Here is a 20,045-nt window from a genome sequence, read left to right on the forward strand (position 1 = left end):
ACCGCTCGGTCACGCAGTGGGCCCAGACAAAAGGGTCTAGGCTTGCCGCTCATTTGATTGACATCAAGCGCCCCCAGCGCTTGAACCGTCAGACTGGACGCCACAGCCGCAGGATGCCCCCATGTCGACGCACAGCCGTTCCTCACTTCTATTTGCCGGATCGCTTATTGCACTAATGCTGGCCGCTGGCGGCTTCGGTTACTGGAAGTCGCTCAGTAGCCGTCTGCCCGAGGGCCTGTCGGCCGGCAACGGACGACTCGAGGCCACCGAAGTGCAGATCGCCAGCAAGACACCCGGTCGCCTGGCCGAAGTGCTGGTCGATGAAGGTGACAAGGTCACTAAAGGGCAATTGCTCGCGCGCATGGACACCCGCACCCTTGAAGCCCAACGCAACCAGGCCGAAGCCGAAGTCTTGCGCGCCCGGGAAAACCTCAACGCCGCTCAGGCCAACGTGCAGTTGCGTCAGAGTGAGCTATTGCTGGCCCAGCAAGAACTCGGCCGATCGCAGTCGCTGTTCAAGCACGGCTTCGTCAGCGCCCAGGCCATCGACCAATTGCAGTCGCGCATGGGCACCGGCAACGCTGCGGTGACGGCGGCCCGCGCCCAAGTGTCGGCGGTCAGTGCAGCGATCGGCGCAGCGCAGGCGCAGGTCGCGCAACTGACCAGCGAAATCGACGACAGCAGCCTGCGCGCGCCGATTGATGGCGTGATCCAGTTACGCATGGCCGAACCCGGCGAAGTACTGGGTGCCGGCGGCCGCGTCCTGCTGCTGATCGATCCCAATGATCAGTACATGAACCTCTACCTGTCCGCCTCCGTGGCCGGGCGGCTGGCGGTGGGCGATGAGGCGCGGGTGCTGCTCGATGCCCTGCCCGAGAAACCCTTGCCGGCAAAAATCAGTTTCGTCGCCGGCAAATCCCAGTTCACCCCCAAGGAAGTCGAAACCCGCGACGAGCGGCAAAAACTGGTGTTCCGCGTCAAGCTGCGCCTGACCCAACCCAGCGCCGTGCCGCAAGCCAAGCCCGGCATGCCCGGTGCCGGGTATGTGCGCACCGCGCCGATCGCCTGGCCGGCCAATCTGCAATGAGCAATCTCGCGGTTCAGGCGAACGGCATCGCGCACCGCTACGGCAAACAGCAAGCCCTGAGCGAGATCACGTTCAGCCTGCCCGCCGGCACCCGCTGCGGGCTGATCGGCCCCGATGGCGCCGGCAAGTCCAGCCTGCTGGGGCTTATCGCCGGGGTGAAGGCCCTGCAACAAGGGCAGTTGGACGTCCTCGGTGGGCCCATTGAGCAGCGCCGCCACCGCGACACGTTGTATGCACGCATCGCCTTCATGCCTCAGGGATTGGGCGGCAATCTGTATCCCGAGCTGTCGATCCGCGAAAACATCCAGTTCTTTGCCACGCTGTTCGGTCTGTCGAAAGCCGACAGCGAACAACGCATGCACAACCTGCTGCTCGCCACTGATCTGTTGAAGTTCGCTGAGCGCCCCGCCGGCAAGTTGTCCGGCGGCATGAAACAGAAACTGGGGCTGTGCTGCGCGCTGATCCATGAGCCGGACCTGCTGATCCTCGACGAGCCAACCACCGGCGTCGACCCGCTGTCACGCCGGCGTTTCTGGGAGTTGATCGACGACGTACGGCGCCAGCGCCAGCAACTGACCCTGCTGGTCGCCACCGCTTATATGGAGGAAGCCGAACAGTTCGAGCATTGCCTGATGCTCGACAACGGCAAGTTGATCGCCACCGGCTTGAGCCGTGAACTGGCGGCTGTCACCCCCAGCGGCAAACTCGATGAGGCCTTCACGCATTTCCAGGGTGACAGCCAGCATGACGCACAGCCGCTGGTGATTCCGCCACGTAGCGGTGGCAGCAGCGACATCGCCATCGAGGCCCACGACCTGACGCTGCGTTTCGGCGACTTCACCGCCGTGGATCACGTCAGCTTCGCCATCGGGCGCGGCGAGATTTTCGGTTTTCTCGGCTCCAACGGTTGCGGCAAGACCACCACCATGAAAGTCCTCACCGGGCTGATGCCCGCCAGCGAGGGCAGTGCGACGCTGCTCGGCAACCCGGTAGACGCCAAGGATCTGGCCACGCGCAAGCGGGTCGGCTTCATGTCCCAGAGTTTTTCGCTGTATGGCGAGCTCAGCGTGCGGCAGAACCTTGAGCTGCACGCCCGGCTGTTCGACTTGCCCAAAGCCGAGAGCGCGCAACGCATCGATGCATTGATTCAGCGCTTCAATCTGCTCAGCGTCGCCGATCAGCCGTCCGGGGCCTTGCCTCTCGGACTGCGCCAGCGTCTGTCGCTGGCGGTGGCGGTGTTGCACCGCCCGGAAGTGCTGATCCTCGACGAGCCGACTTCCGGCGTCGACCCGGCAGCCCGCGATGATTTCTGGCGGCTGTTGATCGAACTCTCCCGCGAGCAAGGCGTGACGATTTTCCTCTCCACCCACTTCATGAACGAAGCCCAGCGCTGCGACCGCATCTCGCTGATGCACGCTGGCAAAGTCCTGGCGTGCGACACCCCGGCGGCGCTGCAACGTCAGTTCGGTGGAGAAACGCTGGAAGCCGCTTTCGTGACGTGCCTGGAACAGGCCCAGGGCACTGCCCAATCGCCGCCCACGAGTGAATCGCCGACAGCGCCAGCGGCTAACCCGCCACCGCTCAAGCAGCGCGGTTTCAGCCTCGGTCGCCTGCTGGCAGTGGCCCGTCGCGAAGGCAAGGAGCTGCTGCGCGACAAAGTGCGCATGGCCTTTGCGCTGGCTGGGGCGATTTTCATGATGGTGATTTTCGGCTACGGGATTTCCCTGGACGTGGAAAACCTCGCGTTCGCCGTTTACGACCAGGATCAGACACCGCAGAGCCGAACTTATCTGGAAGCCTTTCGCGGCTCCCGTTATTTCGACGAACAACCGGCCATCCATGACGCTCAAGAACTGCATCGACGCCTGCAACGTTCGGAAATCAAACTGGCGCTGGAGATTCCCCCCGGGTTCGGCCGCGATCTGTACGCCGGGCGACAACCCGCCGTGGCGGCCTGGCTCGATGGCGGCATGCCGTTTCGCGCCGAAACCAGCCGCAATTACGTCGAAGCCGTCCATTTGGCCAATCTTCAACAGTTGGCCGAGCAGAGCAGCCCCGCCATCAACCATCAGGCGGGCGCCAGCCTGCAAACGCGCTTTCGCTACAACCAGGATGTGGTCAGCGTCAACGCGATTGGCCCCGGAGTGATGGCGCTGATTCTGGCGTTCATTCCGGCGATGCTGACCGCGCTCGGCATCGTGCGCGAAAAGGAACTGGGTTCTATCACCAACTTCTACGCCACGCCCCTGACTCGTCTGGAGTTTCTGCTGGGTAAACAAGCGCCGTACCTGCTGGTCAGTCTGATCAACCTTGCGCTGCTGGTGGCGATGAACCGCTGGCTGTTCGGCGTACCGTTCAAGGGCAGCCTGCTGACGCTGGCATTCGGCGGCCTGCTCTATGTGCTGGCGACCACCAGCATGGGCCTGCTGATCTCGGCGTTCACCCGTACGCAAATCGCTGCGATCCTCGGCACCATGATCATTACCAGCCTGCCCACCATCCAGTTCTCCGGGCTGATTGTGCCGCGCTCCTCTTTGGAAGGGGCCGCAGCGGTGATGGGCATGCTGTTTCCGGCGGGGCATTTCCTCGACATCGCCGTCGGTACCTTCACCAAAGCGCTGGACTTGCGGCAGCTGTGGCCGCAGTGCCTCGCGCTGTTCGGGTTCTTTGTCGGGTTCACCGGGCTGAGCCTGGTCATGCTGAAAAAGCAGGAGGCCTGATGCACAAGTTCGCGCACATCCTGCGCCTGGGACTCAAGGAGCTGACCAGCCTGCGCCACGACAGCGTGTTGCTGCTGTTCCTGTTCTACGCCTTTACCGTGGCGATCTACATGCCCGCCGCCGGTTCGGTGATCGGCGTGCACAACGCCAGCGTGGCGATCGTCGACGAAGACCACAGCGCCCTCTCGCGCCAGTTGGCCCAGGCCCTGCAACCTCCAGAGTTCCAGACACCTGTGCTGTTGCCTTACGCGCAACTGGACCAGGTCATGGACAGCGGCCAATACACCTTCGTGATCAATATACCGGCGCGTTTTCAGACCGATCTGCTCGCGGCGCGACAACCGGCCATTCAAGTCAACGTCGATGCCACCGCGATGAGCCAGGCGTTCATGGGCGCCGGCTACATCGGCCGGATCTTCCAGCGCGAGCTGCAGGCCTATGGCGGCCAGAGCGATGCCGCGAGCAAGGCGCCAGTGCAACTGACTACCCGCGCCCTGTTCAACACTAATCTGGAGGGGGGCTGGTTTCTGGCGGTGATTCAGATCGTCAACAACATCACCATTCTGGCGATCATCCTGACCGGCACGGCGCTGCTGCGTGAACGCGAACACGGCACGCTCGACCATTTGCTGGTGCTGCCGCTGACGGCGCTGGAAATCATGCTGGCGAAAATCTGGAGCAACCTGCTGGTGGTGGTGCTGTGCACCTGGCTGTCACTGGAGGTGGTGGTCAAAGGCGCGCTCGGCGTGCCGTTGTCCGGCTCGATGAGCCTGTTTTTACTGGTGACGGCGGTTTATCTGTTTGCCAGTACCGCACTGGGGATCTTTCTGGCGACCCTGGCGCGCTCGACGCCGCAGTTCGGCCTGCTGGCCATTCCGGTGATCATCCCGATGTTGCTGCTGTCCGGCGGCAGTACGCCGCTGGACAGCATGCCGCAATGGCTGCAGTGGGTCATGCAAGGCTCACCGTCCACGCATTTTGTCAGCCTCAGCGCCGCGATTCTGTTTCGCGACGCCGGGCTGAGCGTGGTCTGGCCGGACTTGCTGGCGCTGACGGCCATCGGCCTGCTGTTCTTCGTCATTGCCCTGGCGCGCTTTCGCAAAAGCCTGGCGTCCTGAACAGCAGCCAACGCACTTACTGAATGATCAGGTTGTTGAACAACAGATCCTCAACCACCGGCTTGCCAGTTTCGTCATTCATTACTTGCTGCGTTTGTTTCAACGCTTCCTGACGCAACTTTTCCTTGCCCTCGATGCTGCCCATCGCTTCTGTGGTCTGCTGGGAGAACAGCGCCACCAGCTGATTGCGAATCAACGGCTCGTTGGCCTTGACCAGTTTGGTCGACTCTTCACCGGTCACACGCAGCGCCACATCGGCTTTGAACACCTTCAGTTTCGGCGTGCCATCGAGCCCATAGTTACCCACGAACGGCGGGCTCAGGGTGATGTAGTTGACCTTCGGCGCCTCGCCTTCTTTGGCTTCTTCGGCCAGCGCTGCCACAGGCAGAGACAGGGCCAGCAACAACATGATCCACGCTTTCACAATTCGCTCCTTATCCGGTTTACGGCCTAGCATAACGACCCGCCGCGCAAGCACAAGCTTATGGCTGGCTATCAGGGCCGGGTATGCTCGTTGACCCGTTGACTGACACACCTACACTTATCGGCCATCACTCCCAAAGGAATAGCCCTGATGAAAGCCGTGCTGTGCAAAGCCTTCGGCCCTGCCGAATCGCTGGTGCTGGAAGACGTCGCCAGTCCTGTCGCCAAGAAGAACGAAATCCTGCTGGACGTGCACGCCGCCGGGGTCAACTTCCCGGACACGCTGATCATTGAGGGCAAATACCAATTCAAGCCGCCCTTCCCGTTTTCGCCAGGTGGTGAAGCGGCCGGCGTCGTCAGCGCCGTCGGCGAAAAGGTCAGTCATCTGAAAGTCGGCGATCGGGTCATGGCCCTTACCGGATGGGGCAGCTTCGCCGAGCAGGTCGCGGTGCCAGGCTATAACGTGCTGCCGATTCCGCCGTCGATGGACTTCAACATCGCCGCTGCATTCAGCATGACCTACGGCACCTCGATGCACGCCCTCAAGCAACGCGCCAACCTTCAGCCCGGCGAAACCCTGCTGGTGCTGGGTGCTTCCGGCGGTGTCGGACTGGCAGCCGTGGAAATCGGTAAAGCCATGGGCGCGCGGGTCATCGCCGCGGCCAGCAGCACGGAAAAACTCGCCGTGGCCAAGGCTGCCGGCGCCGATGAACTGATCAACTACAGCGAAACCAACTTAAAGGAAGAAATCAAACGCCTCACCGACGGCCAGGGTGCCGACGTGATCTACGACCCGGTCGGCGGCGATCTCTTCGACCAAGCCATCCGCGCCATCGCCTGGAACGGACGCCTGCTGGTAGTCGGTTTTGCCAGCGGACGCATTCCCGAGTTGCCCGTCAACCTCGCCCTGCTCAAGGGTGCCGCGGTACTCGGCGTGTTCTGGGGCTCCTTCGCTCAGCGCCAACCGCAGGACAACGCGGCGAACTTCCAGCAACTGTTCGGCTGGTTTGCCGAGGGCAAGTTGAAACCGCTGGTGTCGCAGGTCTATCCGCTGAGCAATGCGGCGCAAGCGATCAATGATCTTGGCCAGCGCAAGGCTGTGGGCAAGGTTGTGGTGCAGGTGCGCTGAAATCGGGAAGAACTTTTAACTGCCGGGCGATCCCGCAAAATCGCCCGGCAACAGCTGTTCCTGAATCTTCTGACTACGTGACTCGATGAGTTTGCCGTTGTCATCAAAGCGTAGAACGATGAGCCAATCGTAAACATCCGCAGGCCATTTCGGCATACCGATCAGGGCGGGGCCATCGCCGCCGAACGCCGCTATCAGCTTATTGATGTGCCCGTGGTGCCAGGCGATGAGCAGTGTTTGCGCCTGATTTTTCTCGCGCAGCAGACTCACCAATTTATCGACTTTGCTATTGGCACAGGGTTGTTCGATTGGCAGTTGCAGGCGTAGGGACAGCGGGATCAGTGTTTGCCGAGGCCGGATACTTTCGGCGCTGTCTGCGGTCGCAATCAGCCGCTGCGGTGTTAGGGGCTGACCATCCAGTTTCAGCGGGGTGAAATAGTCGGCGTACGCCGCGGCGCGCTGTTCGCCTCGGGCATTGAGCTCCCTGCCCACGTCGGGTTTTTCCGCATGACGAACGATCAACACCGTGACATTGCGCAAGCCCGGAGCCGCAGAGCTCTGAACAACACTCAACGCCAGTACTGAAGCCGCAACGACGGCCACCATCAACAACCTCGGCAATAACCTGCGGACCTTCGGAGCCATCGTTTATCTCTGCTGAATCAGGCGGGACTATTGAGCCGAGTCTAAGACACAACCCTTCAATCGCGACAAAAACGCCCCGTTCTTACAGCTGAGCGACAGGTTCGTAAAGGAATGTGCGATTTCCAACATTTCCCCTTTTTGGTGGATGCGAACCAGTGCTATTTTCGGTAACGAAACTGTAACATTCGCATCCGCAGTCAAAACAAGAAATCTGGAGCTCTTGAATGTTTGCTTTCTTTCGTCCTGCCGCACATCAGGCTCCATTGCCTGAAGAAAAAATAGACAGCACCTACCGACGCCTGCGCTGGCAGATCTTCGCTGGCATTTTCATTGGCTACGCGGGTTATTACCTGCTGCGCAAAAACTTTTCCCTGGCCATGCCGTACCTGATCGACGAGGGCTACAGCCGTGGCGATCTGGGTCTGGCGATGTCGGCCATCGCCATTTCCTACGGTCTTTCCAAGTTCCTCATGGGCCTGGTGTCCGACCGCTCCAACCCACGTTTCTTCTTGCCTTTCGGCCTGCTGGTATCGGCTGGGGTGATGTTCGTGTTCGGTTTCGCGCCGTGGGCGACGTCCAGCGTGACCATGATGTTTATTCTGTTGTTCATCAACGGCTGGGCACAGGGCATGGGTTGGCCGCCGAGCGGGCGAACCATGGTGCACTGGTGGTCGCAGAAAGAACGCGGCGGCGTGGTCTCGGTGTGGAACGTGGCGCACAACGTCGGTGGTGGTCTGATCGGCCCGCTGTTCCTGCTCGGCATGGGCCTGTTCAACGACTGGCACGCGGCGTTCTACGTGCCGGCAGCTGTGGCTCTGGCCGTGGCGGTTTTCGCCTTCATGACCATGCGCGACACTCCGCAATCGGTGGGCCTGCCGCCAATCGAGCAGTACAAGAACGACTACCCGGAAGGCTACGACGCCAGCCACGAAGACGAATTCAGCGCCAAGGAAATCTTCGTCAAATACGTGCTGCGCAACAAAATGCTCTGGTACATCGCCATGGCCAACGTCTTCGTCTACCTGCTGCGCTACGGCGTACTGGATTGGGCGCCGACGTACCTCAAGGAAGCCAAGGGCTTCACCGTGGATAAAACCTCGTGGGCCTACTTCTTCTACGAATGGGCAGGGATCCCGGGCACGCTGCTGTGCGGCTGGATGTCGGACAAGATCTTCCGTGGCAACCGTGGCCTGACCGGCATGGTGTTCATGGCACTGGTGACCGTGGCAACGCTGGTTTACTGGCTCAACCCGGCCGGCAACCCGACTGTGGACATGATCGCGCTGGTCTCCATCGGCTTCCTGATCTACGGCCCGGTGATGCTGATCGGCCTGCAGGCGCTGGAACTGGCGCCGAAGAAAGCCGCGGGTACCGCTGCGGGTTTCACCGGTCTGTTCGGTTATCTGGGTGGTTCGGTCGCGGCCAGTGCGGCGATGGGCTACACCGTCGACCATTTCGGCTGGGACGGCGGTTTTGTCCTGCTGGTGAGCGCGTGCCTGCTGGCGATGGCCTTCCTGGCCCCGACGCTATGGCACAAGCAAGTTGCCAGTCAGAGCCGCGAAGCGGTCGCTTGATCGACCTGTGATTTACAACGCTTGAGCCGCGCCTCCAGATTTCGGTCTGGCATGGCGTGGCTGCGCAGGGCGTGGGCGGTCTGCTCGACATAATCGCGAGTGGTTCCGTAACGCCCGCAAGCGCTTGCGAACACCTGGCTCAGCACGTGATCCGGCAAGTTGCCGGCATAGCTGGGCAGGTGTCGCTCCAAAACAAATCCTAATGCCTGAACCTGACTGCCATCTTCGAGCCGGCAGTTGAGCCAGTGTGGCCGATAGGACGGGAACGGCATCTCGCGCTTCCACAGTGCATACAGCGCACTGTCCAGATCGTCTTCGGGCAAGCGATAAGCAAATCCACTGCACGAACCGCCACGATCCAGACCGAACACCAGCCCCGGCATTTCCGGGGTGCCGCGATGTTCGTGCGACCACAGGTACAACCCACGATGATAGCCGTGCACGCGACCGCGCATGCGCTGCGCCGAATTGCATTCCGGCCGCCAGATCAGCGAACCGTAGGCGAACAGCCACACCGGCCCGCCCTTGTGGCGCGCCATGGTCGATTGCATGGAAGCGAGAAGTTGTTCGTGCGTCAGCTGCGGCCCAAGATCGAGCCGCGGAGGGTAAGCCAGGTTCAGAAAAGCGTTTTCAATGGCACTCATGGCGAATAGCGTTCAGCTCCCCGCGGGTGAAGAATTACTTAATAGAACGCACCGCTGTAACAATAAGGCACATATGTTTTAAGGCAATTTAGGTGCCATGGCACACTTCTTAATAGATTGCCTGATTGATATATAACCTAGCGGTATTTACCCAATTATATAAATACCGATCGGCTATATAGTGAGTTATAACGATTTACCCGCACGGCTCAAGAGCGCGGGGCATACGCGAACACATCGGCGCGCATTTGATGAGCATCCATCCCCGCTTCGACCAGCGCGTCCAGCGTCCCGTAGACCATGGCCGGCGAGCCGCTGGCGTAGACGTGAAGGGACTTGAGATCGGTAAAGTCTTCACAGACCGCCTCGTGCAGCATTCCGCAGCGGCCTTCCCAGCCACATTGGTCGCTGACGACTTTGTGCAGGAACAGATTGGGCAGCTTCACCCATTCGTCCCAATGTTCGATCTCATAGAAATCTTCCGGCCGACGCACGCCCCAGTACAGATGCACCGGGTGCTTGAAGCCGTTGGCGCGGCAATGTTCGATCAGGCTATGGATCTGGCCCATTCCTGTGCCGGCGGCAACCAACACCAGCGGCCCGTCCGGCAGCTCGGCGAGGTGAGTGTCACCGAATGGCAGTTCGACGCGCACCATTGCGTTGCGTTGCAGCTGTTCGATCAGGCTCAACGCACTGGCTTCGCGCGCCAGCACGTGGATTTCCAGGTCGCGCCCACCGTGCGGTGCCGAGGCCATGGAAAAAGCTGACTTCTCGCCGCTCTCGCGCTCGATCATCAAATATTGTCCGGCGTGATAGCGCGGTGGCTTGCCGGCCGGCGCACGCAGACGCACACGCCAGGTGTCGCCGCCGACGTCGCGGCATTCGATGACCTGACACGACAGGCTACGCACCGGCAGTTCTCCCAGCGCAAGCACGCCATCCCACAGCACGATGCAGTCTTCCAGCGGCTCGGCTATGCAAGTGTAGAACTCACCGTGATCGCGCACCGTGCCGGCCTGTTCGACCCGGCCTTCCACCAGCAGCGCCGCACACACGTGGCAGTTGCCGTTGCGGCAGCTTTGCGGGCAATCGTAGCCCAGGCGCCGCGCACCATCGAGAATCCGCTCACCGGGCTGTATCTCAAGTACCGCTCCGGAAGGCTGCAGGGTTACACGCATCAATCTATTCCTAATTGATTCCAGATGGCATCGATCCGCTGGGTGACAGCGTCGTCCTTGACAATCACACGGCCCCACTCGCGAGTGGTTTCGCCCGGCCACTTGTGGGTGGCATCGAGCCCCATCTTCGAACCCAGGCCTGAAATCGGCGAGGCGAAGTCGAGGTAGTCGATCGGCGTGTTATCGATCATCACCGTGTCGCGCTTGGGATCCATGCGCGTGGTGATGGCCCAGATCACGTCGTTCCAGTCGCGGGCGTTGATATCGTCGTCAGTGACGATAACGAATTTGGTGTACATGAACTGTCGCAAAAACGACCAGACACCCAGCATCACGCGCTTGGCGTGGCCCGGATACGACTTCTTCATGGTCACGATGGCCATGCGGTACGAGCAGCCTTCCGGCGGCAGGTAGAAGTCGGTGATTTCCGGAAACTGCTTCTGAAGGATCGGCACGAACACTTCGTTCAGTGCCACGCCGAGGATCGCTGGCTCATCCGGCGGACGGCCGGTGTAAGTGCTGTGGTAGATCGGTTTGATCCGGTGGGTGATGCGCTCGACGGTGAACACCGAGAAGCTGTCGACTTCGTTGTAGTAACCGGTGTGGTCGCCGTACGGGCCTTCATCTGCCATTTCGCCCGGATGAATCACGCCTTCAAGGATGATTTCGGCAGTGGCCGGCACTTGCAGGTCGTTGCCACGGCACTTGACCAGTTCGGTGCGGTTGCCGCGCAAGAGGCCGGCGAACGCGTACTCGGAGAGGCTGTCCGGCACTGGCGTCACGGCGCCGAGGATGGTCGCCGGGTCAGCACCGAGGGCCACCGACACAGGGAACGGCTGGCCTGGATGCTTCTCGCACCACTCGCGATAATCCAGAGCGCCACCACGGTGGCTGAGCCAGCGCATGATGACTTTGTTGCGGCCGATCACCTGCTGACGGTAGATGCCCAGGTTCTGACGGTCCTTGTTCGGGCCTTTGGTGACGGTCAGGCCCCAGGTGATCAGTGGGCCGACGTCGCCGGGCCAGCAGGTTTGCACCGGCAGCATCGCCAGATCGACGTCATCGCCTTCGATGACCACTTCCTGGCACACCGCGTCTTTGACGACTTTCGGTGCCATGGCAATGATCTTGCGGAAGATCGGCAGTTTCGACCACGCGTCTTTCAAGCCCTTCGGCGGTTCCGGCTCCTTGAGGAAAGCCAGCAGCTTGCCGATTTCGCGCAGTTCGCTGACCGACTCGGCGCCCATGCCCATGGCCACCCGCTCGGGGGTGCCGAACAGGTTGCCGAGCACGGGGATGTCGTAGCCCGTCGGCTTCTCGAACAGCAGCGCCGGGCCTTTGGCCCGCAGCGTGCGGTCGCACACCTCAGTCATCTCCAGCACCGGCGAGACGGGAATCTGGATGCGTTTCAACTCTCCGCGCTGCTCAAGCTGCTGCACGAAATCCCGAAGATCCTTGAATTTCATTGACGATGGCACCCTCAAAATAGGCGTACATCCTACCTGCTCTGACGGGCAAACAGCAGCCCGTCAGCGCCTGGCATCGCTCAATTTTGGTTCGTACCCAGCAGCAACGGCGCAAACAGCGGGCTCAGTCTGGCGCTGCCCACGTCCGAAAGATGATCCGCATCCTTGTACTGCGAGCGGCCATCGACATCGATGGCACACAACCCGTCCTTGCACATCAGCGGCGTCGGGTCGATGACATGCACGCCCGAATCGGCGGCGCTCATCGAGCTGAACAGTGACGTGAAAAACTGCTGTCGCGCCAAGTGCTCCTGAAGCGGGCGGCCAAGGCCCTCCGCCGAGCGACCGATTCGCGCCAGACTGGTCAGACGATCAATGAAGCTCTTGTGTTGCAACGGCACTTCCTTGAACAACCAGACCTGCACACCCGCTGCGCGCAACTCGGACACTTGCGCCTTGATGCCGGCGGCCATGCGCTGCTCTGCCTGGCGTGGGTTGTCTTTGCGATCAAGCAGGAATTGTCTGTCGCCATCGCCATCTTCGCGACCATAAACGTACAGGCTCCAGTTCGCTGCCAGCACCACGTCCTTGATCCCCAGACTGATGACGCGCTCCATGTTGCGCTTATTGAAGTCTTTGCACTGCTGGCGCAGCCTGTCTTCGATAATCGGCGGGCAACCCGTCAAGCTGTACAGCCACGCCGGCTGGACATTACGACCGGTGTTGCCTTCGATGGCCGGCAACAATGCGGCGGCGTGACTGTCGCCCCAGAACAACTTTGTCGCCCCACTCTCCGGATCGCCGCCCACCAGACAGGACTTGGTCAGCGCCTTGTCCGTGCTCAAGTGCATACATTTCGACTGCCCGGCGTTCCACTCCCGGGACTGAGCGTATTCCAGCGCCTTGCCACTCAGACGCTGTGGAACACCGTCTGCCGAGCGAATCGCCGAGCCGGTGATCGCCAGAACGGTGATCGATACCAGACCGCCGATCAACACCGAGTTACGGCTGGCGAATACTCGCTTTTCCCGAAACGGCAGTTCGATATAGCGCAGGCTCAGCCATGCCAGGCCCAGCGCCAGGGCCATCCAGCCCAGCGCCTCCAGAGGCTGGATGCCGTCGATCGAGATCGCATTGGCATACACATAGACCGGCCAATGCCAGAGATAAAGCGAATAGGACAGCAGGCCGATCCACACCAGGACTTGCATACTCAACAGCCGGCCAGTCCATGTCGCGCCCTGCGCCCCTGACCAGATCAGCGCCGTCGTGCCCAATACCGGCAGCAATGCTGCCCAGCCCGGGAACACCGTGGATCGGTCAAAAGTGAAGATCGCCACCAGCACCGCAGCCAATCCGGCCAGGCCGACAGACTGCAGAAGCCATGCGCTTGGGGCCTGCTTCGGCGCAGGCATCACCGCCAGCATGGCGCCGCACAGCAACTCCCAGGCGCGAGTCGGCAGCGAGAAAAACGCGAATTCGGGCCTGCGCTCGATATAGACGATGTTCAGGCCGAACGACACCAGCAGCACGGCGAACAGCATCCAGCGCCAATGCCGGACGTAGCGCATCAGCAACACCATCATCAGCGGGAAGAAGATGTAGTACTGCTCTTCCACCGCCAGCGACCAGGTATGCAGCAGCGGTTTGAGCTCCGACGCCGGCGCAAAGTAGCCGTCTTCACGCATGAACAGGATGTTGGAGATGAACAACGACTGGTAACGAATCGTGCGCCCCAGTTCGGAAAGGTCTTTGGCCGTCAACAACAGCCAACCCAGCGCCAGCGTTACCACGACCACTACGGTCAAGGCGGGCAGGATGCGTCGGGCGCGGCGCCCCCAAAAATCAAGGAAGCTGAAACGCTGCGCACTGATTTCACGGAACAGGATGGTGGTGATGAGAAAGCCGGAAATGACGAAAAAGACGTCAACGCCGACAAAGCCGCCACTGAATGTATTGAAGCCGAAATGAAACAGCAGGACCGGGATGACCGCCAGTGCCCGTAATCCGTCGATATCACGGCGATTGCCAAACGTATGCATGAAAAACCTTTCTTCTTTTGGATACAAAGTCCCTGAAAGCGCGAAAGTTATCAGCAGCGTTCGTTTCAATCCATACACAAATAATTGCGCGCAAAAAAAAACGCCCCTTTCGGGGCGTCCTTTTGAACAGCGCTGGTATTACTTGCGCTTCATCGACAAGAAGAACTCGTCGTTGGTCTTGGTCGTTTTCAGCTTGTCGATCAGGAACTCGATGGCCGCGACTTCGTCCATCGGGTGCAGCAACTTACGCAGAATCCACATACGCTGCAGTTCGTCGTCGGCGGTCAGCAACTCTTCGCGGCGGGTGCCGGAACGGTTGATGTTGATCGCAGGGAACACACGCTTCTCGGCGATCTTGCGATCCAGAGGCAGTTCCATGTTGCCGGTACCCTTGAACTCTTCGTAGATCACTTCGTCCATCTTCGAGCCGGTTTCAACCAGCGCGGTGGCGATAATGGTCAGCGAGCCGCCTTCTTCGATGTTGCGCGCAGCACCGAAGAAACGCTTTGGTTTCTCCAGGGCGTGAGCATCGACACCACCGGTCAATACCTTGCCGGAGCTCGGGATCACGGTGTTGTAGGCACGGGCCAGACGGGTGATGGAGTCAAGCAGGATCACCACGTCTTTCTTGTGTTCGACCAGGCGCTTGGCCTTCTCGATCACCATTTCGGCAACCTGGACGTGACGGGTCGGCGGCTCGTCGAAGGTCGAGGCAACCACTTCGCCGCGCACGGTGCGCTGCATTTCGGTTACTTCTTCCGGACGTTCGTCGATCAGCAATACGATCAGGTGAACTTCAGGGTTGTTACGGGCGATGTTCGCTGCGATGTTCTGCAGCATGATCGTTTTACCGGCTTTCGGCGGTGCAACGATCAGACCGCGCTGGCCTTTGCCGATCGGAGCGCACAGGTCGATAACACGACCGGTCAAGTCTTCGGTGGAACCGTTGCCGGCCTCCATCTTCATGCGCACGGTCGGGAACAGCGGGGTCAGGTTCTCGAAGAGAATCTTGTTTTTCGCGTTCTCTGGGCGATCGAAGTTGATCGTGTCGACCTTGAGCAGAGCGAAATACCGCTCGCCTTCCTTCGGAGGGCGAATCTTGCCAACGATGGTGTCACCGGTGCGCAAGTTGAAGCGGCGGATCTGGCTCGGCGAGACGTAGATATCGTCTGGGCCGGCGAGGTAGGAAGCGTCAGCGGAGCGCAGGAAGCCGAAGCCGTCCTGGAGAATCTCCAGCACGCCATCACCGGAGATTTCCTCGCCGCTTTTAGCGTGCTTTTTCAGCAGGGAGAAAATCACGTCCTGCTTGCGCGAACGGGCCATATTTTCTATGCCCATCTGTTCGGCCAATTCGAGCAGTTCGGTAATCGGCTTTTGCTTGAGTTCAGTCAGATTCATATAGGAATGACGTAATCATTTATGGAGGGGGGAAATTAAGCTTTTGGCTTAATGAGGCCGCGCCGCAGAGAAGGCGACAGGATCGCGTACTTATTCGAAAAGGAGTGCGTCGGCGACGGCTAGCAGGGGGCATTGGAGAAACCAGTGCGGGGCCGAATGTACCACCTGAGTTTCGGAGCGTCTAGCCCTGAATACGCAAAAAGCCCCGCTAATTGCGGGGCTTTTTTTCAGGCACTTTGCTGCGACGCTTAGATGTTGGCGTCGAGGAAAGCAGCCAGTTGCGACTTCGACAGGGCGCCGACTTTGGTCGCTTCAACGTTGCCGTTCTTGAACAGCATGAGCGTCGGGATACCACGTACGCCGTGCTTGGCCGGGGTTTCCTGGTTCTCGTCGATGTTCAGTTTGGCAACGGTCAGCTTGCCTTTGTAAGTCTCGGCAATTTCGTCCAGAACCGGAGCGATCATTTTGCAAGGGCCGCACCATTCAGCCCAGTAGTCGACCAGTACAGCGCCTTCGGCCTTGAGTACGTCGGCTTCGAAGCTAGCGTCGCTAACGTGTTTGATAAGATCGCTGCTCATGGAATTCTCCAGGTTGTAAGCAAAAAAACGTGGCCCATCATATCCGCCCCGCTCCGGTTCAGGAAGCCGCAGATGATTGAGTCTTGCTATGGTGCCTCATGAGTTTGGGTATAGCTCAAGTCAAGCGCTGGCGGGAGCAATGAAGGCGATTCCGGTGCGCAGTGCGGCGTTGCGCACGTGTTCCTGCATGGCTTTTTGCGCTGCACCCGAGGCACGCCGGGCCAGCGCGCGAAGGATCTTGCGATGCTCCTGCCAGGTTTCCATGGCGCGTTCGGCGCGGATGAACGGTAGTTTCTGACTCTCCAGAAAGATCTCGGCGCTGGCGGTAAGGATGCTCAGCATCGCCTGATTACCGCTGGCCAGCAGGATTCGTCGGTGAAATTCGAAATCCAGCTTCGCCGCGGCTTCGAAGTCGGCGCATCGCAATTGCTCGCGCATAGCGGCGACATTGTCTTCCAGCGCATCCAGATCAGATGTGCTCAACGTCACCGCCGCCAGCCCCGCCGCAAAGCCTTCAAGGGCATAGCGTAATTGAAAGATATCCAGCGGCGAGGCCTGCGCCGCGAAGGGCCAGCTCCCGGCACTCTCCCCGCGCGACAACTCCACCGGCGACTGCACGAACACACCCTTGCCCGGCTGAATGCTGACCAGACCCAGCGCGCTCAACGATGACAGCGCCTCACGCAACGACGCCCGGCTGACGCCCAGTTGAAGCGCCAGATCACGTTGCGACGGCAAGGCGTCGCCCGGGCCGAAGCCCTGTTCGGTGATCAATTTGCGGATCGCTTGCAGCGCCACTTCGGGTACGGCGCGGGAGATCGAGTTCATGATTTTCAGACGTACCTGGCCAATGTGCGGCTAGTTGTAAAGCTATTCGCCGAGTCCGGCAAGTCGTGCCCCAGCGGGGTTCGGCGAACGTGACCGATGCGCTATCGCAGTGCGAAAAACAACCTGACTGTTCAGACCAGTAAGACCGAGCAAACCCGCTGAAACTGCGGCGTGCCGGGACGAAAGCTGCGTATTGGCACGGCCCATGCTCTGTCCGATCGCAGAAAATACTTCCCGCCGATCCGGAGATTGTCCATGACCCTGCGTTACAGCGCCCTCCTCGCTTCCCTGTTTGCCGGCCTGTTGTTGTGCCAGGCGCCCGCTCACGCCGACGGTCTCGACGACGTGGTCAAACGCGGCACGCTGAAAGTCGCCGTGCCGCAGGACTTCCCGCCGTTCGGCTCGGTCGGCCCGGACATGAAACCCCGCGGCCTGGACATCGACACGGCGAAACTGCTGGCCGATCAGCTCAAGGTCAAACTCGAACTCACGCCGGTCAACAGCACCAACCGCATCCCTTTTCTGACCACCGGCAAGGTCGATCTGGTGATTTCCAGCCTGGGCAAGAACCCGGAACGCGAGAAAGTCATCGACTTTTCTCGCGCCTACGCACCGTTCTACCTCGCCGTGTTCGGCCCACCAGAGGCGGCGATCACCAGCCTCGACGACCTCAAGGGCAAAACCATCAGCGTCACCCGTGGCGCCATCGAAGACATCGAACTGAGCAAAGTCGCCCCTGAAGGCGTGACCATCAAACGCTTCGAAGACAACAACTCGACCATCGCCGCTTATCTCGCGGGCCAGGTCGACCTGATTGCCAGCGGCAATGTGGTGATGGTCGCAATCAGCGAAAAGAACCCGAAACGGGTACCGGCGCTGAAAGTGAAGCTCAAGGATTCGCCGGTCTACGTTGGCGTGAACAAAAATGAAACGGCGCTGTTGACCAAGGTCAACGACATTCTCAACACCGCCAAGACCGACGGTGCGCTGGAAAAGAACTCGCAGACCTGGCTGAAAGAGCCGCTGCCGGCCGATCTGTGATCGACTGCGCGGGAGAACCTCATGGCTTATCAGTTCGATTTCATGCCGGTGGTGGAAAACACCGACCTGCTGCTACGCGGCGCGCTGTTCACCCTTGAGCTGACAGCCATCGGCGCACTGCTTGGGGTGAGCGTGGGCATTGTCGGGGCGCTGGTACGGGCGTGGAACATCCGTCCGTTCTCGGCGATTTTCGGCGTCTATGTCGAGTTGATCCGCAACACACCGTTTCTGGTGCAGTTGTTTTTCATCTTCTTCGGCCTGCCGTCCCTCGGTGTGCAGATTTCAGAGTGGCAAGCAGCCGTGCTGGCGATGGTCATCAACCTCGGGGCGTATTCGACCGAGATCATTCGCGCCGGCATTCAGGCGATCCCGCGTGGGCAACTGGAAGCCGCAGCGGCACTGGCGATGACGCGCTTCGAAGCGTTCCGCCACGTGGTGCTGCTGCCGGCGCTGGGTAAGGTCTGGCCGGCCCTGAGCAGTCAGATCATCATCGTCATGCTCGGCTCGGCGGTGTGTTCGCAAATCGCCACCGAGGAGCTGAGCTTTGCCGCCAACTTCATTCAGTCGCGCAACTTCCGCGCATTTGAAACCTACGCGCTGACCACGCTGATCTATCTGTGCATGGCGCTGCTGATCCGCCAATTGCTCAATTGGTTCGGCCGTCGCTACATTTCCAGGAGCAGCCAATGAGCGACTTCACGTTCTGGGACATCCTGCGCAACCTGCTCACCGGTCTGCAATGGACACTGGCATTGTCGCTGGTGGCGTTTATTGGCGGCGGCATCGTCGGGCTGCTGATCCTGATCATGCGCATCTCGAAAAACACCTTGTCGAGCAATATCGCCCGCACCTGGATCGAGCTGTTCCAGGGCACGCCGCTGTTGATGCAACTGTTTCTGGTGTTCTTCGGCGTGGCGCTGGCCGGGATCGAGATTTCGCCGTGGATGGCGGCGGCGGTGGCCCTGACCTTGTTCACCAGCGCCTATCTGGCGGAGATCTGGCGCGGCTGCGTCGAGGCGATCCCCAATGGCCAATGGGAAGCCTCATCGAGCCTGGCGCTCAATCCGCTGGAGCAATTGCGCTACGTGATCCTGCCGCAAGCGCTGCGCATTGCCGTGGCGCCGACCGTGGGTTTCTCGGTGCAAGTGGTCAAAGGCACTGCCGTGACCTCAATCATCGGGTTCACCGAACTGACCAAGACCGGCGGCATGCTCGCCAACGCCACGTTCGAACCGTTCATGGTCTACGGCCTCGTTGCCCTCGGCTATTTCCTGCTCTGCTACCCCTTGTCCCTCAGTGCGCGCTACCTGGAAAGGAGACTGCATGCCTCTGCTTAGAATTTCCGCCCTGCATAAATACTACGGCGATCACCACGTCCTCAAAGGCATCGACCTCAGTGTAGAGGAAGGCCAGGTGGTGGCGATCATCGGCCGCAGCGGCTCGGGCAAATCGACCCTGCTGCGTACGCTTAACGGCCTGGAATCGATCAATGACGGCGTGATTGAAGTCGACGGCGAATACCTCGACGCCGCCCGCGCCGACCTGCGCAGCTTGCGGCAGAAAGTCGGCATGGTGTTCCAGCAGTTCAATCTGTTCCCGCACCTGACCGTTGGCGAAAACGTCATGCTCGCCCCGCAAGTGGTGCAAAAAGTGCCGAAGGCCAAGGCTGCCGAACTGGCGCGCGCGATGCTGGAGCGTGTCGGCCTGGGCGAAAAGTTTGACGCGTTCCCGGATCGGCTGTCCGGCGGGCAGCAGCAACGCGTGGCGATTGCCCGGGCGTTGGCGATGTCGCCGAAAGTGCTGCTGTGTGACGAGATCACTTCGGCGCTGGACCCGGAGCTGGTCAATGAAGTGCTCGCCGTGGTTCGGCAACTGGCCAAAGAAGGCATGACGCTGATCATGGTCACCCATGAGATGCGCTTTGCCCGTGAGGTCGGCGACAAACTGGTGTTCATGCACCATGGCAAAGTGCACGAAGTGGGGGATCCGAAAGTGTTGTTTGCCAATCCGCAAACGGCGGAACTGGCGAATTTCATTGGTACGGTTGAAGCGGTAGCCTGAAAGAGCCTCGGCGTCTGTAATGTCCTCTGCGCTAGCAGGCTAGCTCCCACAAGTGAGCGCATTCCAATGTGGGAGCTAGCCTGCTGGCGAATGACCGCGTAGCGGTCACCCGC

18 protein-coding genes are annotated in these 20,045 nt (G+C 60.3%); 9 read left to right on the top strand and 9 right to left on the bottom strand.

Features of this window, described 5'->3' with window-relative positions; all coding sequences use genetic code 11:
- Positions 1–121: 121 nt before the first annotated feature.
- From AB4P97_RS22310 to AB4P97_RS22320, 3 genes are read left to right on the top strand one after another with little or no spacing between them, the layout of a single operon-like run.
- Positions 122–1,087: an HlyD family secretion protein gene (locus tag AB4P97_RS22310; RefSeq protein WP_047304083.1), complete on the top strand. Its 966-nt coding sequence runs from the start codon at positions 122–124 to the stop codon at positions 1,085–1,087.
- Complete coding sequence (rbbA, locus tag AB4P97_RS22315) at positions 1,084–3,807, top strand: ribosome-associated ATPase/putative transporter RbbA (protein ID WP_042561668.1); 2,724 nt, start codon at positions 1,084–1,086, stop codon at positions 3,805–3,807. The genes AB4P97_RS22310 and rbbA overlap by 4 nt, the downstream gene beginning before the upstream one ends.
- On the top strand, positions 3,807–4,925 hold the full coding sequence (locus AB4P97_RS22320; protein WP_150687922.1) for an ABC transporter permease: 1,119 nt from the start codon (positions 3,807–3,809) through the stop codon (positions 4,923–4,925). The genes rbbA and AB4P97_RS22320 overlap by 1 nt, the downstream gene beginning before the upstream one ends.
- Before the next feature lie 16 nt (positions 4,926–4,941).
- Here AB4P97_RS22320 and AB4P97_RS22325 read toward each other — a convergent pair whose 3' ends face one another.
- Entirely contained in the window at positions 4,942–5,349 is a 408-nt protein-coding gene (locus AB4P97_RS22325; protein ID WP_042561670.1) for a flagellar basal body-associated protein FliL, read from the bottom strand.
- Positions 5,350–5,499: 150 nt separating this feature from the next.
- Here AB4P97_RS22325 and AB4P97_RS22330 point away from each other — a divergent pair, with 150 nt between their 5' ends.
- Positions 5,500–6,477: an NADPH:quinone oxidoreductase family protein gene (locus tag AB4P97_RS22330; protein ID WP_042561671.1), complete on the top strand. Its 978-nt coding sequence runs from the start codon at positions 5,500–5,502 to the stop codon at positions 6,475–6,477.
- A gap of 15 nt (positions 6,478–6,492) precedes the next feature.
- Here the strand turns inward: AB4P97_RS22330 and AB4P97_RS22335 are convergent, their stop codons facing one another.
- Entirely contained in the window at positions 6,493–7,122 is a 630-nt protein-coding gene (locus AB4P97_RS22335) for a flagellar basal body-associated protein FliL (protein ID WP_395601631.1), read from the bottom strand.
- Positions 7,123–7,346: 224 nt separating this feature from the next.
- Between AB4P97_RS22335 and glpT the strand changes: the two genes are divergently transcribed.
- A complete protein-coding gene (glpT, locus tag AB4P97_RS22340) occupies positions 7,347–8,696 on the top strand; it encodes a glycerol-3-phosphate transporter (protein WP_042561673.1) in 1,350 nt (449 codons plus the stop codon).
- Here the strand turns inward: glpT and AB4P97_RS22345 are convergent.
- The 7 genes from AB4P97_RS22345 to AB4P97_RS22375 form a co-directional block, all read right to left on the bottom strand.
- On the bottom strand, positions 8,672–9,340 hold the full coding sequence (locus AB4P97_RS22345) for a gamma-glutamylcyclotransferase (protein WP_042561674.1): 669 nt from the start codon (positions 9,338–9,340) through the stop codon (positions 8,672–8,674). The two genes, glpT and AB4P97_RS22345, sit on opposite strands and share 25 nt — an antisense overlap.
- A 209-nt stretch (positions 9,341–9,549) precedes the next feature.
- Positions 9,550–10,518: a CDP-6-deoxy-delta-3,4-glucoseen reductase gene (locus AB4P97_RS22350; RefSeq protein ID WP_042561675.1), complete on the bottom strand. Its 969-nt coding sequence runs from the start codon at positions 10,516–10,518 to the stop codon at positions 9,550–9,552.
- A complete protein-coding gene (gene ubiD / locus AB4P97_RS22355; protein ID WP_395601632.1) occupies positions 10,518–11,984 on the bottom strand; it encodes a 4-hydroxy-3-polyprenylbenzoate decarboxylase in 1,467 nt (488 codons plus the stop codon). Before ubiD ends, AB4P97_RS22350 begins: the two co-directional genes overlap by 1 nt.
- A gap of 80 nt (positions 11,985–12,064) precedes the next feature.
- Positions 12,065–14,026, bottom strand: a complete 1,962-nt coding sequence (locus AB4P97_RS22360; protein ID WP_395601633.1) for an acyltransferase family protein — start codon at positions 14,024–14,026, stop codon at positions 12,065–12,067.
- 138 nt (positions 14,027–14,164) lie between these two features.
- A complete protein-coding gene (rho, locus tag AB4P97_RS22365) occupies positions 14,165–15,424 on the bottom strand; it encodes a transcription termination factor Rho (RefSeq protein ID WP_042561678.1) in 1,260 nt (419 codons plus the stop codon).
- Positions 15,425–15,672: 248 nt separating this feature from the next.
- On the bottom strand, positions 15,673–16,002 hold the full coding sequence (gene trxA, locus AB4P97_RS22370; RefSeq protein WP_003206727.1) for a thioredoxin TrxA: 330 nt from the start codon (positions 16,000–16,002) through the stop codon (positions 15,673–15,675).
- A gap of 120 nt (positions 16,003–16,122) precedes the next feature.
- Entirely contained in the window at positions 16,123–16,830 is a 708-nt protein-coding gene (locus tag AB4P97_RS22375) for a FadR/GntR family transcriptional regulator (protein ID WP_042561679.1), read from the bottom strand.
- Between the two features lie 255 nt (positions 16,831–17,085).
- Between AB4P97_RS22375 and AB4P97_RS22380 the strand changes: the two genes are divergently transcribed.
- From AB4P97_RS22380 to AB4P97_RS22395, 4 genes are read left to right on the top strand one after another with little or no spacing between them, the layout of a single operon-like run.
- Complete coding sequence (locus tag AB4P97_RS22380) at positions 17,086–17,871, top strand: transporter substrate-binding domain-containing protein (RefSeq protein WP_042561680.1); 786 nt, start codon at positions 17,086–17,088, stop codon at positions 17,869–17,871.
- A 21-nt stretch (positions 17,872–17,892) separates the two neighbouring features.
- On the top strand, positions 17,893–18,561 hold the full coding sequence (locus AB4P97_RS22385; RefSeq protein WP_042561681.1) for an amino acid ABC transporter permease: 669 nt from the start codon (positions 17,893–17,895) through the stop codon (positions 18,559–18,561).
- Complete coding sequence (locus AB4P97_RS22390; protein WP_042561682.1) at positions 18,558–19,208, top strand: amino acid ABC transporter permease; 651 nt, start codon at positions 18,558–18,560, stop codon at positions 19,206–19,208. The genes AB4P97_RS22385 and AB4P97_RS22390 overlap by 4 nt, the downstream gene beginning before the upstream one ends.
- A complete protein-coding gene (locus AB4P97_RS22395) occupies positions 19,195–19,932 on the top strand; it encodes an amino acid ABC transporter ATP-binding protein (protein ID WP_042561683.1) in 738 nt (245 codons plus the stop codon). The genes AB4P97_RS22390 and AB4P97_RS22395 overlap by 14 nt, the downstream gene beginning before the upstream one ends.
- Positions 19,933–20,045: the final 113 nt, after the last annotated feature.

The sequence above is a fragment of the Pseudomonas sp. A1230 genome, assembly GCF_044218825.1.
GTDB classification, from domain to species: Bacteria; Pseudomonadota; Gammaproteobacteria; order Pseudomonadales; family Pseudomonadaceae; genus Aquipseudomonas; species Aquipseudomonas iridis.

Excerpts from the sequence above, each read along its gene's own strand:
- AB4P97_RS22310 (WP_047304083.1), top strand. The coding sequence starts at position 122 with ATGTCGACGCACAGCCGTTCCTCACTTCTATTTGCCGGATCGCTTATT.
- rbbA (WP_042561668.1), top strand. The coding sequence starts at position 1,084 with ATGAGCAATCTCGCGGTTCAGGCGAACGGCATCGCGCACCGCTACGGC.
- AB4P97_RS22320 (WP_150687922.1), top strand. The coding sequence starts at position 3,807 with ATGCACAAGTTCGCGCACATCCTGCGCCTGGGACTCAAGGAGCTGACC.
- AB4P97_RS22330 (WP_042561671.1), top strand. The coding sequence starts at position 5,500 with ATGAAAGCCGTGCTGTGCAAAGCCTTCGGCCCTGCCGAATCGCTGGTG.
- AB4P97_RS22335 (WP_395601631.1), bottom strand. The coding sequence starts at position 7,122 with ATGGCTCCGAAGGTCCGCAGGTTATTGCCGAGGTTGTTGATGGTGGCC.
- glpT (WP_042561673.1), top strand. The coding sequence starts at position 7,347 with ATGTTTGCTTTCTTTCGTCCTGCCGCACATCAGGCTCCATTGCCTGAA.
- AB4P97_RS22345 (WP_042561674.1), bottom strand. The coding sequence starts at position 9,340 with ATGAGTGCCATTGAAAACGCTTTTCTGAACCTGGCTTACCCTCCGCGG.
- AB4P97_RS22350 (WP_042561675.1), bottom strand. The coding sequence starts at position 10,518 with ATGCGTGTAACCCTGCAGCCTTCCGGAGCGGTACTTGAGATACAGCCC.
- ubiD (WP_395601632.1), bottom strand. The coding sequence starts at position 11,984 with ATGAAATTCAAGGATCTTCGGGATTTCGTGCAGCAGCTTGAGCAGCGC.
- AB4P97_RS22360 (WP_395601633.1), bottom strand. The coding sequence starts at position 14,026 with ATGCATACGTTTGGCAATCGCCGTGATATCGACGGATTACGGGCACTG.
- rho (WP_042561678.1), bottom strand. The coding sequence starts at position 15,424 with ATGAATCTGACTGAACTCAAGCAAAAGCCGATTACCGAACTGCTCGAA.
- trxA (WP_003206727.1), bottom strand. The coding sequence starts at position 16,002 with ATGAGCAGCGATCTTATCAAACACGTTAGCGACGCTAGCTTCGAAGCC.
- AB4P97_RS22375 (WP_042561679.1), bottom strand. The coding sequence starts at position 16,830 with ATGAACTCGATCTCCCGCGCCGTACCCGAAGTGGCGCTGCAAGCGATC.
- AB4P97_RS22380 (WP_042561680.1), top strand. The coding sequence starts at position 17,086 with ATGACCCTGCGTTACAGCGCCCTCCTCGCTTCCCTGTTTGCCGGCCTG.
- AB4P97_RS22385 (WP_042561681.1), top strand. The coding sequence starts at position 17,893 with ATGGCTTATCAGTTCGATTTCATGCCGGTGGTGGAAAACACCGACCTG.
- AB4P97_RS22390 (WP_042561682.1), top strand. The coding sequence starts at position 18,558 with ATGAGCGACTTCACGTTCTGGGACATCCTGCGCAACCTGCTCACCGGT.
- AB4P97_RS22395 (WP_042561683.1), top strand. The coding sequence starts at position 19,195 with ATGCCTCTGCTTAGAATTTCCGCCCTGCATAAATACTACGGCGATCAC.